Raw genomic sequence first — 13,559 nt, forward strand, 5'->3', positions numbered from 1 at the left:
GGATGGGCACCCGGGCTACTGGGTTTTGGAGAGGAAGGCGGTCGGGCTTTGCCCGATACCCCACCCTATTTGCGATGAAGCTGCAAAAAGGGTGGGGCACCCGGATTTGTGGCCGTGGGAGAGGAGGCGGTCGTCGTCTCTATTTCTATTTAAAATTGTCTGTTGATTGGGCTTATGGAGTGCGTAGGGGGAGGCGGCAGACCTTTACGGAGTCGTCGGCGTAGGCGCAGTGGAAGTCTGTGATGGCGATCTTTGGGAGTACGACCCAGCTTACGCCGAGGGGGCGGAGCATCGCTAGGCGGGCTGCGTCGGAGGCGGTGTTGAGGCCGGTTTGGGCTGCCTGGCCGATGGTCCAGGCGGCGGTGAGGGCGGGGGTGATGGAGGCTTCGCCGCCGTCTTTGGAGTAGTCGGCGAGGGCGCTTCGCTCGGAGATGGCGCGGAAGGTCTGGGCGTCTTCGCCGGGTTCGGTGACGTAGTTGGCGTCGAGGGCGAAGAGGGCGTCGACGGGGGTGTTTGCGCTGATCCAGCCGAAGGCTCGCTGCCAGCGGTTGGTGGCTTCGTACCAGGGCAGTTCCAGGTGGGAGGAGTGTGGGTAAGTTTGCCGCTCGGCGTAGAGCATGATGGAGGCTACCAGAGCGAAGGTGGCGACCCAGCGCCATGCTTTGCGGTGGAGTAACTTTTCTCCCAGAGCGGCTCCCAAGGCGAGGATCATGAAGATATAGACGAACTGGAAGATTCTTAGCGGTTGAAGGCGTGCGACCACGTAGCTGGGGGCGTTGGTTCGGGCGAAGAGGATGGCGACTACCAGGGAGACTGTTCCTGCCACGATTCCCGTCCGGGCCAAACTGCCAGCGGCGAGGCGGGATATGCGGCGGCGTTGCAGTCCGAAGAGGGCGAGGATCGCGAGGGGCGCGGCGAGGCCGAACTGTTCGTACCACTGCCATTGGCTGATGAACCAGTAGGAGCGGGTGAGGGCGACGTGCATGTACGCGTTGTTTTCGGGCGGAGCGGCCAGGTAGAGAAGTGCTGCGAGGCAGATGGCGAGAGCCGCCATGACGGCGCTTCCGGCGATACGAAGTTGACGACTGTTTGAGAGGAGGATCGCCAGCAGCAGGGCGAAGCCGAAGGCGTAGGAGGCCATGAGAGGGTGGACGAGCATGGCGATGAGCAGAGAGCCGAAGCAGAGGGCTATGGCTTTTGTTCGACTGCGACTGCTCTCGGGGGGGGATCGGAGTTGGAAGAGGTCCAAGATGCCGACCAGGGTGAGGAGGGCGAAGGGGGTGGAGATGCTGCGGGCGGAGAAGTAAGGGTCCATCAGCATCAGGGACGTTCCGGCGATGGGGATGGTGAGGCCTGCGGCGAGGAGGGCGACCGCGCCGCAGCGGGATGCGCGGCGGGAGTAACAGCGGAGGGCGAGGAGCCAGCCAGCGTAGAGCGTCAGCCAGAAGGTGGCGATGTAGAGGATGAGCCACACGGTCATCAGGGGAAGATGGGAGATCCGAACCAAGGCGGCTACGAGCGGTGCGAAGAGGGAGAAGCGCAGATGCTCGGTGACGAAGGCGGACCACTGCGGATAGAGGGAGGGGTTGAGAAGCCGTTTGACGCCCGCCATGTAGAGGCCGCCGTCTTCGGCGTAGGGATGATAGCCGTGTACTGCCAGGGCAAGAGTGGTGAGCACCGTCACTAAGGCAATCCCGAAGCTTGGTTCGGATAGTCGCCGTTTTTCCTGGGACGCTTTTTCAAGCGTGGGTAGCGCGAGCGTCGATGCCAAAAAGCAGCTCTCCGGAGGGCGGATGTTACGCCAAGGTCAGTGTAGGGCAAGTAAAGCGCGGTTCGTACTTGTTATTCACGCATACCCAAAGTATGTAAGACGGATGTGATTTGCCAACGTTATAGTGGTAAAGCGATTCGGAGCAGGAGCGGTGAGGTGTCTCTAGTGCCGAGGGTTATAAGGTAAGAGACGTGAGAGTGGGGCCGCGAGGCTACAATGGATTTGCCTATGTTTCTTTATGCAGCCTTTGATCTGGACTCCTTTAACGTGTCTCGCGAGACTGCATGACCGGTTCTGTTTCCCCTTCCAATTCGCGTGTTCGTCCAACGCGTAGCCGAGGCCTGGCGAAGACTCTTCCAGGCGTTCTTATTAGTATCTTTTTTCTTTGGTACACCTTCAAGGGCATCTCGTTCGCGCAGATGCGGTCTCTGCATGTCGTGCGGCCAGTATGGCTTGCCGGTGTCGTTGCGTTTACGGTGGGCAGCTGTACGCTGCGATGCGTTCGGTGGACGCGGATGATGCGTTCGACGAGGGCGCGGTTTGGGGTGTGTGCGCGGGTGTTGATGACCTCGCTGGCGGCGAACAATATTCTGCCGTTGCGGATCGGCGATATTATGCGGGTCTTCACCTATGCGGGCGATCTGGGGGCTTCGCCTTCGGTGATTCTGAGCACGGTGATTCTGGAGAAGCTGCTGGATATCTTTGTGCTGGTGCTGCTGTTTGTGAGCTTTATGGGGCCTGGGGTGGCTCCTCACTCGCGGCAGTTGGCGGAGACGCTGTTGGCGATCTCTTCGGTGGGTTTGCTGGTCCTGCTGGTGGGGGCGAGGGCGTTGGAGGCGGTCTCGCGCAGGTTGTTTGCGCGGCTTCCGCAGAGCCCGAAGCTGGCGAAGGTCGAGAGTTGGCTGCTGCTTGCGCTGGGGTGCATTCGGGAGATCGGGGTGACGGGATCGCTGCTGCTGCTGATGCAGTCGGTGGTGATATGGGGATGTGAGGGGATGATCTTCGTCTCGGCGGCGCGGGCGATTGGGTTGGTGACGGATCGGATTGGGCCGTGGCAGGCGGTGTCGGTGGCGAATTTGTCTTATCTGATTCCGAGTTCTCCGGGAGCGATTGGGACGTTCGAGTGGGCGGTGAAGACTTCGCTGGTGAGCCATGGGGCGCAGACGGCTCCGTCGGCGTTGTTTGGGCTGGCGCTGCATGCGTGGCTGCTGATATCGGTGACGGGGGCAGGGGGAGTGATCTTTCTTATCCATCGTGCGCGGATTCATAATCACAAGCCGCTGCTCGATGAGATTGAGACGCTGCCGACTGAACTGCCGCTGGATACGCAGTTGCCTCGCGTAGACTGAATGCAGTCTTATCTACTTCTTTAAAGCGGTGAATCGCAAGCATGTATCGCACAATTCAGCAGTCGTTGCTGGCCCGGATCCAGGCCATTCTTCTTACCAAGTACGAAATTACCTTGACTCAGCTTGCGGTGGAGCAGCCGCCGAGCATCGCTCTTGGAGAGCTGGCGCTTCCGGTGGCGTTCGAGCTGGCCAAGCGTCTGCGAAAGGCTCCGCGGGCGATTGCCGCTGAGCTGGGTGCGGAGTTGAGCGCGGAGCTGGCGGCGGGGCAGCCGGAGCTGCGGGGGATCGCCAGTGTCGAGGTGGCGGGTGCGGGGTATCTCAACATTCGGCTGGATCGTCCGGCGGCGGTGCGGGAGAGTGCCGCGGACCGGCATGCGGATATCGGTGGGCCGGGGTTCCGGCTGGTGGAGCATACCAGCATCAATCCGAACAAGGCCGCGCATATTGGGCATCTGCGGAACGCTATTCTGGGGGACACGTTTCAGCGTCTGCTGCGGCGGGATAGCTATAAGAGCGGCTACGAGGTGGGGGTTCAGAACTACATCGATAACACCGGGGTGCAGGTCGCGGATGTGGTGGTGGGGCTGGTGCATCTCGAGGGCAAGACGGTCGAGAGCACACGCGAGCTGCTGACGGAGTTGATGGAGACCAACACGCGGATCGACTACTACTGCTGGGATCTGTACGCTCGCGTGTCGCAGTGGTACACGGCTACGACGGATGCCGCGGAGCTGGCCGCGAGGAAGCAGCTTCGTCTGGATACGCTGCATGCACTGGAGGTGGGCGGCAATGCGACGGCGGAGATCGCGGACCTTATCTCGACGGCTGTGCTGCGGCGGCATCTGGAGACGATGGAGAGATTGGGGATCGAGTACGACTTTCTGCCTCGCGAGAGCGAGATTCTTTCGCTGCATTTCTGGGATGCGGCTCGAACGCTGATGATGGAGCGGGGTGTTCTGTATCTGGAGACGGCGGGCAAGAATAAGGGCTGCTACGTTATGCGGCGGGCTGGGGTGGAGGCGCTGGAGGAGGGAAGCGATGCTCCGGATGAGGACGCGAAGGTGATCGTGCGCTCGAACGGGACGGTGACGTATGTCGGCAAGGACATCGCGTATCACCTCTGGAAGTTCGGGTTGCTGCCGGGGAAGGACTTCGGCTACGAGCGGTTCCATGAGTATCCGACGCATACGTGCTGGATCTCGACTGCCGGCCCGGTTGCTGAGCCTCAGCCGCCTACCTTTGGGAAGGCGGATGCGATCTATAACGTCATCGATTCGCGGCAGAACGATCCGCAGACGCAGGTGGTGCAGGCGCTGCGGGGGATGGGATTTACCGAAGCGGCGGACCACTACACGCACTTCAGCTATGAGATGGTGGCTCTGACGCCGCGCTGTGCGCTGGACCTTGGCTACACGGTGAGCGAGGAGGACCAGAAGAAGGCTTATCTTGAGGTAAGCGGGCGGAAGGGCTTCGGGGTGAAGGCGGACGATCTGCTGGACCAGTTAATTGCAGCGGCGAAGGCGGAGGTGGATACGAGGCATCCGCAGATCGTCGAGGAGGAGCGGCTTGCTATCGCCACGCAGATCGGTATTGGAGCGCTGCGGTACTTTATGCTGCGATTTACGCGCAATACGGTGATCGCTTTCGACTTCAAGGATGCGTTGAGCTTTGAAGGGGAGACGGGACCTTACGTTCAATATGCGATCGTCAGGGCGGCGAATATCTTTCGCAAGGCGGGTACGACGGCGGAGGAGTCGCTGGCGGCGATGTCGACTCTTGAGCTGGGAGGAGCGCTGGACGGCGAGGAGGGTGCGAGCCTTTGGGAGACATGGCTGTTGGCTTCCAAGCTGACGCTGGTGATCGAACAATGCATCGCTACGGCGGAGCCTGCTTATCTGGCCAAGTACGCCTTTCAACTGGCGCAACAGTTCAATAACTTCTACCACCGTCATCATGTATTGAATGAGGCGGACCCTGACCGGAAGACTTTGCTGCTGGCTACGGCTGCGGTGGCGCAGCGCGAGATGGTGCGGGCGCTGGGGTATCTGGGAATCGTGGCGCCGCCGGTGATGTAGGGTGCGGCGGGGCACAGGATTGGGTCGTTTTAGTTGCTGTAACCGCGGACCCACTCCACGATAGAGCGCACTGCGATGCCGGAGGGGCCGTAGGCGATCCAGGGTTTGGACTCTTCGTTCCAGGCGCAGCCCGCGATGTCGAGGTGGATCCAGGGGGTGTCGCCGACGAACTGCTTCAGAAACATTGCGGCGGATGTGGCTCCGCCGGCACGGTTTTTGCCGGTGTTCATGATGTCCGCGATCTGGCTTTTGATGTGGTCGTGGTAGTCCTCGGTGCAAGGCAGCCGCCAGAACTTCTCGCCCGAGACTGCGAGGCCCGCCTGGAAGCTTTCGGTGGTGGCGTCGTCGTTTGAGAAGAGGCCGCCGTTCAAGGTTCCCAGCGCGACGACGCAGGCTCCGGTGAGGGTCGCGGCGTCGATGAGGTGAGTGCAGCCGAGGGTCTTCGCGTAGTGCAGGCCGTCGGCCAGGACGAGGCGGCCTTCGGCGTCGGTGTTGATGATCTCGATGGTCTTGCCGGACATGGCTGTGACGACGTCGCCGGGTTTGAAGGCCTTTCCATCGGGCATGTTTTCGGCGGAACAGACGACTCCGATGACCTTGACCTTCGGTTTGAGCTGCGCGATGGCGCGCATGGCTCCGATCATGGCGCCTGCACCGGCCATGTCGTACTTCATCTTCTCCATGCCCTCGGAGGGTTTGATGGAGATGCCGCCGGTGTCAAAGGTGATGCCTTTGCCCACGAGGCCGAAGACCGGCGAATTGGGCCGGCTTCCGCCTGCTGGTTCGTAGGTCATCACGATGAGGGCTGGAGGCTCGACCGAGCCCTGGGCTACGGCCAGGAATGCGCCCATGCCGAGCTTTTTCAGCTTTTCTGTCGAATGGACTTCGCATTTGAGGCCGAATTCGGAGCACATGGCTGCTGCCCGCCGGCCGAGGACGGTGGGGGTCAAGACGTTTCCAGGCTCGTTTACGAGCGAGCGGGTGAAGTTTTGCGCGCTTGCGAGGATGAGACCCTCTTCGAAGCCGATCTGGATCTCTAATTTCGTGGAGGGCTCAACCACGGCGGCGAGGATGGTAAGGCTGTGGACGGCTGTGTCCTTACGGTCACTCTTATAGGTGTCGTAGTCGATCTCGCCCAACTCAGCACCTTCTACCAAGGCGCGGGTTAGAACGGTGCAGGGAAGGTTTTCGAGGTGCTCGTCGGAGAGAGCTTCATCCTGGGGAAAGACGATGGCCAGGTCGCGGATGCCGCGGGGCTTCAACGCACGCACGGCGGTTCCGGCTCCCTTGCGGATCTCATTAATAGAGAGTGTCTTGACTTTGCCCAGGCCGACGACCAGCAGCCGTTCTGCCTTCAGACCATTTGGGGCGTGCAGAAGCAGGGTCTCTCCGTGTGCGGCCTTGAACTCGCCGGTTTCAAGGACCTTTGCTACGGCGCTGGAGATGGCGTCCGAGGTCGTCATGAGCGCGACGAGGGGCTCGTCGTCCTTGCCGGTTGCAACATCTACCGCTAGCACGGCCAGGAGTGGTGTTGCGAAAGCAGTGGCGTCCTGAAAGGAGAGGCGAGTTTCCATAGCCTCTATCGTAGCGCGACTCACGACCGCAGCGGCGGGGCAGGAGCCGCTTTCTTTTGATTCAAGTTGCAGTGGTGAGCGAGTTGGGGGAGTTATCTGCGCTGACTGCGTGCGATGGCGGCTTTGGCTTCATTGTCCGCCTCGCGTTTGCGCTCTGTGGCGCGTTTATCCCACTCCTGCTTGCCTTTGGCTAGGGCGATCTCGCACTTTACCCTGCCGTTACGGAAGTAGAGACGGACCGGAATCAGGGTAAAGCCCTTTTGCTTGGTCAAGGCTTCGAGCTTGTAGACTTCGCTCTTGTGCAGGAGTAGCTTTCGGGTGCGGAGCGCGTCGTGATTCATCGCGTTGCCATGTGAGAACGGGCCGATATGAGCGTTCAACAGGAAGCACTCGCCATCTTTGAGCAGGCCGTAGGCGTCCTTGAGGTTGGCCTTGCCTTCGCGGATCGATTTGACCTCGGTGCCGCGGAGAGCGACGCCGGCCTCGAATTTGTCCGTGAGGAAGTAGTTGAAGGTGGCGGAGCGGTTGAAGGCGGCGTCCCTTTTTCCTGCGGCGACCGGGTCGCGGTCTTTCTCCTTGACGACAGGTTTAACCACATTGGCTACGGTCGGATTGGAGAGGGAGCGGGGCATCGGAGTTAGAACTTTCAATTTTAACATGCGATGGCAGGATATTAAGATTTGGCGACAGCGACTCACCTGTCCTCTTATGCCACGTCTAAAATTCAGGTCTCCCACCGCATCGTCTTTGGAAGCGACGTATGTCGAAGTGTCGCATCCGCCGGCAAGACGGCGAGGGTATTCCGTACGTTATTGGAAGAGATGAGGTTTCCCCCTGGGCCGAATGCTATACTCACGCGAGCGCAACAGCCTGTCCGATCCCGCCAGAACAGGTAGCGTCCGGCTCATTCTCACGACAGGCGGGTGCTTCGGCAATCACCGCACTCTTCACCGTGTAAAGGACGCAAACGAAAGCAGTATGGATCGCGGAAAATCCCCCCTCAGAGCATTAGGATCGCTTTTGTTTGCCCGGGTTCTTCCCGTGGCGCTTATGGTCGCGTGTCTTTCGGCGATCCACGTCACTCCAGCGCAGGCGCAGTCTGCTTCTACCTGGAACAAGCGGGGCGAGAACGCGGAGGTTCGGGAAGATTTCGATGGGGCCTATGAGGCGTACCGGAACGCACACCTGAAGAAGCCGAAGGATCTGCGCTACAAGGGACGTTATGAGCGCATGAGGTTCCAGGCGGCGGTCTCCCATGTGGACCGGGGACGAGTGGTGAAGCAAAGTGGTGACGCCGCGGGCGCGCTGGCGGAGTTTGGCCGTGCACTTCAGATCGATCCAGGCAATCAGACAGCCCAGCAAGAGATTGACCTTATTAAGAAAGAACAGTCTGGACCTCCGCCTCCTCCCTCGCCTGCAGCTATGGAGCAGATGGCCGGACAGAATGAGGTGTTGTCCACGATTGGGAGCATGTCCGGTCCAGTCCAGTTGCAGCCGATGTCAAATGACCCGATTACGCTCCACATGGTGGAGGACGTCAAGGTCATCTATCAGGCGATTGGGAAGGCTGCGGGACTGAATGTTCTGTTCGATCCGGACTTTCAGTCCAAGCGAATTCCCGTCGACCTGACAGCCGTTACCTGGTCGGATGCACTGCGGATCGTAGGAACGGTCGGGGGCAGCTTTTACAAGCCGGTGACAACCAATACGATCTTTGTTGCTCAGAACAATCGCACCAAGCACACCGACCTGGATCAACTGGCGGTGCAGACGTTTTATCTGACGAATGCTATCCAGCAGAATGATGCAAACGAAGTAACGACGGCGATCCGCAATTTGCTCGATCCGAGCGTCAAGGTCTATCCGGTATTGAGCCAGAATGCGATCGTGATGCGGGCCACCCCCGACCAGCTCATGCTGGCTCAGAAGCTGCTGAACGACCTGGACCGCACTCGTGCGGAGGTCGTGGTCGATGTTGCGATCCTCGAAGTCAGCCGCATCAAGATGCGAAATCTTGGCATCACGCTGCCGCAGTCCTTCGGACTTACACCGCAGGCGAGCCCCACCAGCACGAGCAGTAGTACTACTCCTGCCACAGGGACGCCTTCCAACTTCACCTTGAACTCGCTGGCGCATCTGAATGCGACGAACTTCGGTGTGAGTCTTAGTGGCGGAACCTTGAATGCTCTGCTGACCGATGCGGATACCCGCGTTCTACAGAATCCACGCATCCGGGCGACCGATGGCCAGCGCGCCACGGTGAAGATTGGCTCAAAGATTCCAGTGGCTACAGGTTCTTATAGCGCCGGCGTCTCTACTGGTACAGCCAGCCTCGGAGTTCAGACACAGTTCACGTATCTTGACGTAGGCGTCAACATCGATATGACTCCTACGGTTCATTATGACCGTGAGGTGACGCTGAAGATGAAGATCGAAGTGTCTACCCAAAGCAATACGGTCGTCATCTCCGGCGTCGCTGAACCGATTATTTCGCAACGTGTGAGTGAACAGGTCATTCAGCTCAAAGAAGGCGAGCCAAGTATTCTGGCGGGCATTATCACCAAGACAGATTCCCTTAACGTTCAAGGGACGCCTGGCATCGCCGAACTTCCGCTGTTGAAGTACATCTTTGGAAGCCGAAGCACGGATAACGAACAGGATGAGATCGTCTTCCTGCTGATTCCGCATATTGTGCGCGAGTCTCTGCTGACGCGGTTGAACACGCGGGCTATCGATACTGGTACTGGGCAGGCGATCGAGCTTCGCCGGGATACGTCTCCCAAGGCGGATTTAGAGGCCAGCTTGAATCCGGCTCTAAGGCCGGTGGCGAACCAGGCGACCAGCGCGGCGAATGCGGCCTCCGCGATGGTGCAGCAGATGCGTCAGCAGGCAGCGCCGCTGCAGCCTGGATCTACGGGTCCGGTTCCGGCTCAAGGTGCTAATCCGGCTGCTGTTCCGGCTCCGACTTCGGACGGTCCGCCAGTGAGCCTGACTGTCGTTGCAGGTAGCCCGAACCAGTCGGTTGGAAGTACGTTCCAGGTGGCCGTGATGCTGGCAAATGGACGAGATGTCTATTCCGTGCCATTGCAGATGCAGTTCAACCCGGCGGTTCTGGAGCTGGTCAATGTAGATGCGGGCGACTTCCTGGGCCGCGATGGGCAAGCGGTTGCCATGGCGCATCGGGAGGAGGAAGGTCTTGGCTTGGTGACTATTTCCAGCTCACGTCCTCCAGGAGTCGCGGGTGTGACGGGGCAAGGCAGCCTTTGCACGCTTACGTTCCGGGCTAAGGCTGCAGGTGACTCCAATCTCGCTCTCGTCAAGGTGAGCGCGAAGAACAGCGCCCAAGCCACGCTTTCGGCCGTCGGTTCGCAGACCGTGGTGCATGTGAAGTGATGCGGAGGTTTGGGCCAAGGCGGAGCGGCGAGGCGGGTCTTACGCTCGTCGAGCTGATCATCACCGTGGCGATCGTCGGCATTCTTGCCGCCGCTGCTGTGCCGATTGCGCGCTTCCAGGTGAAGCGCACCAAGGAGCGTGAGCTGCGGCGGGACCTGTGGGAGATGCGGGATGCGATCGACCGCTACAAGGACGCCGCGGAGAAGGGCGCGTTTGTGACCAAGGCTGACAGCTTCAACTATCCTCCGGACCTGGAGTCGCTGGTCAACGGAGTCGAGGCGCAAGGTGGCAAGAAGGTGAAGTTCCTGCGGCGCATTCCGGTGGATCCGATGACTGGAACCGCAGAGTGGGGTTTGCGGTCGAATCAGGACGATCTAGATTCGGACTCGTTCGGAGGGCAGAACGTGTTCGATGTGCATAGCAAAAGTTACGGAACGGCGCTCGACGGGACCAAGTACTCGACATGGTAGAGATGCTCCCAATCCGAAGGACCGAAGCAAGCGGCGGCGAGAGCGGCTTTACGTTGCTGGAGCTGATGATCGTGATGGTCGTGATCGGTCTGCTGGCGGCGATTGCGATTCCTTCGTATACGAACAATGTTCGAAATGCGAAGGAGGCGGTCCTCAAAGAGGATCTGCATACGCTTCGGGGGGCGATCGATGCTTACACGGTGGATAAGCAGAAGGCTCCGCAGACGCTGGACGATCTGGTGCAGTCTGGCTACCTGAAGGTGATGCCGGTGGATCCGTTTACGAAGCGGAGCGATAGCTGGGTTCCGGTGCAGTCGGACATGCTGTCGACCATGGACCAGACGCAGTCGGGGATCGACGATGTTCATTCCGGGGCGCAGTTGAGTGCGGCGGATGGGACGTCGTACGCCAGCTGGTAGAGGGTTTTTCGGTGTAAATCGAGGTCAATTCGACCGGGCTCACCAAAAGGGCGCATACTACGTCCAAAGGTGTGGAGCTGCGTTCGGTAGGGAAGCGGTTCCAAATTCAGGAGAGTTCCCATGCGTTTCGTCGCGCAGTTCGGTTTGGCCGCATTCGTCGCCCTTTCCACGCTTTCGTATGGGCAAACTCCAGCACAGGCACCTTCGACTCCTTCGCCAACGCCTTCGGCCCCTCCGTCAACGCCTTCTTCGATCCCTCCGGCCACTCCCTCTCCGACTCCTACTACTCCCCCGGCGACGAGTCCTGATGCTGATAAACCACCTGCTCCGTTAGACGATAAGGAGGCTCGGGAGATTAAGGACAAGGCTGTGCCTAAATCCGATTCCTTGCCTTCTCCCGGCGAGGCGCTGGATCCGCATATCAAGGCGGGCAGCGAAGACGATGTGAATGCGATCGGCAACCGGAATATCGGCGGCCGCGGCATGGGGAACTGGTACTCGACGGATTGGGAGATCCGCAACGGCAAAGCTTACTCGATGGAGATCGAGAAGTCTGCGCACCTGGTGACCGATCCGGTGGTTGTGGAGTACGTGAACCGGGTTGGGCAGAACATCGTCAAGAACTCCGACTGTAAGGTTCCTTTCACGATCAAGGTGATCGATTCGGACGAGATCAATGCCATGGCGCTGCCTGGCGGCTTCTTTTACGTCAACTCCGGTCTTATCCTGGCTGCAGACGAGGAGGCGGAGCTTGCGGGCGTTATGGCGCATGAGACGGCGCACGTCTGCGCGCACCATGCTGCCCGCCAGATGACCAAGATGAACTACGCCCAGATTGGGTCTATTCCCTTGATTATCTTTACTCAGGGGTCTTGGACCGGTTATGGAATCTATGAGGCGACTCAGCTTGCCATTCCCATCGCGTTTCTGAAGTTCTCCCGCGGTGACGAGGCGCAGGCGGACTGGCTTGGTCTCCAGTATATGTATAAGGCTGGATATGATCCGCAGGCGTTCATCCAGTTCTTCGAGAAGATCGACGCGTTGGAGAAGCATAAGCCGGGGACGCTGGCCAAGGTGTTCTCCGACCATCCTCAGACTCCGGACCGGATCGACCGTTCGGAGGATGAGATTGCCACGATCATGCCGGCGCGTCCGGACTACGTCGTTACGACTTCGGAGTTCGACGATGTGAAAGCCCGGTTGGCCCGCATCGAGAATAAGCGGAAGCTGAACGATGGCAAGGGTGGGAACAAACCCACTCTGCGGCGTGCTGGCGGGACGAACAATGACCCGAATAATCCGAACTCCCCTAGCAGTACGGATGACCGGCCCACTTTGGGGCGACGGAATTAGTCGTTCGGGGGGAGTCCCTCCCCCCCCTTGCCTGGGTATAAATGGTTTCGTTTGAGAGAGATATGTGGCTTGGCCTCCGCTAAATTATTCTGTGCAAATGGGTTGTTTCCAAATGCGTGCAGGGAATAGGGTTATGTCTGTTGTCTGCTCTCTCTGTTTGTTAAAGAACGAAAGGCCCTTTGGGGCCTTTTCTTTGTTTGATCTCTGTTTCTATTTTATGGGTTTGAATATAACTAAAGTGCCACTTTGGTTGGGAATATTTTTTGGGTGTAAGTCTTTATTTTTGTTTTAGTTGTTGAGCTGCGGGTGGGTTTTTGGGGGGGGACAGGATTTTTGATGGGAGATTTGCGTTCTCGGCTGTTGCTGGAGTGATGGTACCGGAGAGCCGAAATGTGGCGAAGGTGGTGCACCCGTTGTGGCTGTGGGAGAGCAGGGCTCCCACCCTTCGCCAGAGACAAAGGCGCGAAGGATGGGGCACCCGGGCTTTGGTGCGTTATGGAAGGAAGGCGGTCGGGCTTTGCACGATACCCCACCCTATTTGCGATGAAACTGCAAAAAGGGTGGGGCACCCGGATTTGTGGCGGGGAGAGAGTAGAGATTCCAGCCCGCTACCCCCTTTCAGACGATGAAGCTGTTGGATAGGGGGCACCCGTTTTTGTGGAGGATTTTGGGTGGGGCTCGCGGATAAAATAGGGGTATGACTACGACGATGCAAGATGCGGTTCCTGTAAAGCGGACGACGGGGTATACGGACGACCATGCGGCGGCTGGGCTGGATGCTACTTTTCCGGAGATTGAGACCTGGCGGAATCAGTTTGCGGCTTATGAGATTCTGGTCGACGATCCGGAGTTCACCAGTGTTTGTCCCAAGACGAGTCTGCCGGACTTTGGGCGGATTACGATTCGGTATATGCCGCGGGAGAAGTGTCTGGAGTTGAAGAGTCTGAAGGAGTATCTGTTTACGTACCGGAACCTGGGGATCTTTCAGGAGAACATCGTCAACCAGGTTTTGAACGATGTGGTGAAGGCTTGTGATCCGGTTTGGTGCAGGGTGGTAGGGGACTTCCGGCCTCGGGGTGGGATCTCTACGGTGGTGGAGGCTTATTATCCGCGGCCTGTGGTCTCTTAGATTGTGGCTGTGGTGAGGACGGCTTA

11 protein-coding genes are annotated in these 13,559 nt (G+C 59.1%); 8 read left to right on the forward strand and 3 right to left on the reverse strand.

Annotated elements, in window-relative coordinates:
- Window positions 1–172: 172 nt before the first annotated feature.
- Entirely contained in the window at window positions 173–1,771 is a 1,599-nt protein-coding gene (locus tag HB393_RS09470) for a hypothetical protein (RefSeq protein ID WP_213804933.1), read from the reverse strand.
- 284 nt (window positions 1,772–2,055) lie between these two features.
- Between HB393_RS09470 and HB393_RS09475 the strand changes: the two genes are divergently transcribed.
- Together HB393_RS09475 and argS are read left to right on the forward strand one after the other, a co-directional pair.
- Window positions 2,056–3,120, forward strand: a complete 1,065-nt coding sequence (locus HB393_RS09475) for a lysylphosphatidylglycerol synthase transmembrane domain-containing protein (RefSeq protein ID WP_213804934.1) — start codon at window positions 2,056–2,058, stop codon at window positions 3,118–3,120.
- Window positions 3,121–3,161: 41 nt separating this feature from the next.
- A complete protein-coding gene (gene argS / locus HB393_RS09480; RefSeq protein WP_213804935.1) occupies window positions 3,162–5,195 on the forward strand; it encodes an arginine--tRNA ligase in 2,034 nt (677 codons plus the stop codon).
- A 29-nt stretch (window positions 5,196–5,224) separates the two neighbouring features.
- Here the strand turns inward: argS and HB393_RS09485 are convergent, their stop codons facing one another.
- Both HB393_RS09485 and smpB read right to left on the reverse strand, forming a co-directional pair.
- Window positions 5,225–6,769: a leucyl aminopeptidase gene (locus HB393_RS09485; protein ID WP_213804936.1), complete on the reverse strand. Its 1,545-nt coding sequence runs from the start codon at window positions 6,767–6,769 to the stop codon at window positions 5,225–5,227.
- Window positions 6,770–6,861: 92 nt separating this feature from the next.
- The gene (gene smpB / locus HB393_RS09490) at window positions 6,862–7,401 is read right to left on the reverse strand and encodes an SsrA-binding protein SmpB (protein WP_213804937.1); all 540 of its coding nucleotides are present in this window, start codon (window positions 7,399–7,401) and stop codon (window positions 6,862–6,864) included.
- Window positions 7,402–7,789: 388 nt separating this feature from the next.
- On the opposite strand from smpB, the gene HB393_RS09495 reads away from it, so the two are divergent.
- The 6 genes from HB393_RS09495 to queF all read left to right on the forward strand — a co-directional run bounded on the left by HB393_RS09495 (window position 7,790) and on the right by queF (window position 13,533).
- Window positions 7,790–10,162: a cohesin domain-containing protein gene (locus HB393_RS09495; protein WP_345945114.1), complete on the forward strand. Its 2,373-nt coding sequence runs from the start codon at window positions 7,790–7,792 to the stop codon at window positions 10,160–10,162.
- Window positions 10,162–10,632, forward strand: a complete 471-nt coding sequence (locus HB393_RS09500; protein ID WP_213804939.1) for a type II secretion system protein — start codon at window positions 10,162–10,164, stop codon at window positions 10,630–10,632. The genes HB393_RS09495 and HB393_RS09500 overlap by 1 nt, the downstream gene beginning before the upstream one ends.
- Before the next feature lie 2 nt (window positions 10,633–10,634).
- Window positions 10,635–11,051, forward strand: coding sequence for a prepilin-type N-terminal cleavage/methylation domain-containing protein (locus tag HB393_RS09505; protein ID WP_255550946.1), 417 nt, complete (start codon window positions 10,635–10,637; stop codon window positions 11,049–11,051).
- A 71-nt stretch (window positions 11,052–11,122) separates the two neighbouring features.
- Window positions 11,123–11,359, forward strand: a complete 237-nt coding sequence (locus HB393_RS25645; RefSeq protein ID WP_345945141.1) for a hypothetical protein — start codon at window positions 11,123–11,125, stop codon at window positions 11,357–11,359.
- The gene (locus HB393_RS09510) at window positions 11,304–12,404 is read left to right on the forward strand and encodes a M48 family metallopeptidase (RefSeq protein ID WP_345945137.1); all 1,101 of its coding nucleotides are present in this window, start codon (window positions 11,304–11,306) and stop codon (window positions 12,402–12,404) included. Before HB393_RS25645 ends, HB393_RS09510 begins: the two co-directional genes overlap by 56 nt.
- Before the next feature lie 697 nt (window positions 12,405–13,101).
- Window positions 13,102–13,533 carry a preQ(1) synthase gene (queF, locus tag HB393_RS09515; protein WP_255550947.1) on the forward strand — a complete coding sequence of 144 codons (432 nt, stop codon included), beginning with the start codon at window positions 13,102–13,104 and terminating at the stop codon, window positions 13,531–13,533.
- The last annotated feature ends 26 nt before the right edge of the window (window positions 13,534–13,559 follow it).

It is taken from the genome of Granulicella sp. dw_53 (assembly GCF_018449545.1).
GTDB lineage: Bacteria > Acidobacteriota > Terriglobia > Terriglobales > Acidobacteriaceae > Edaphobacter.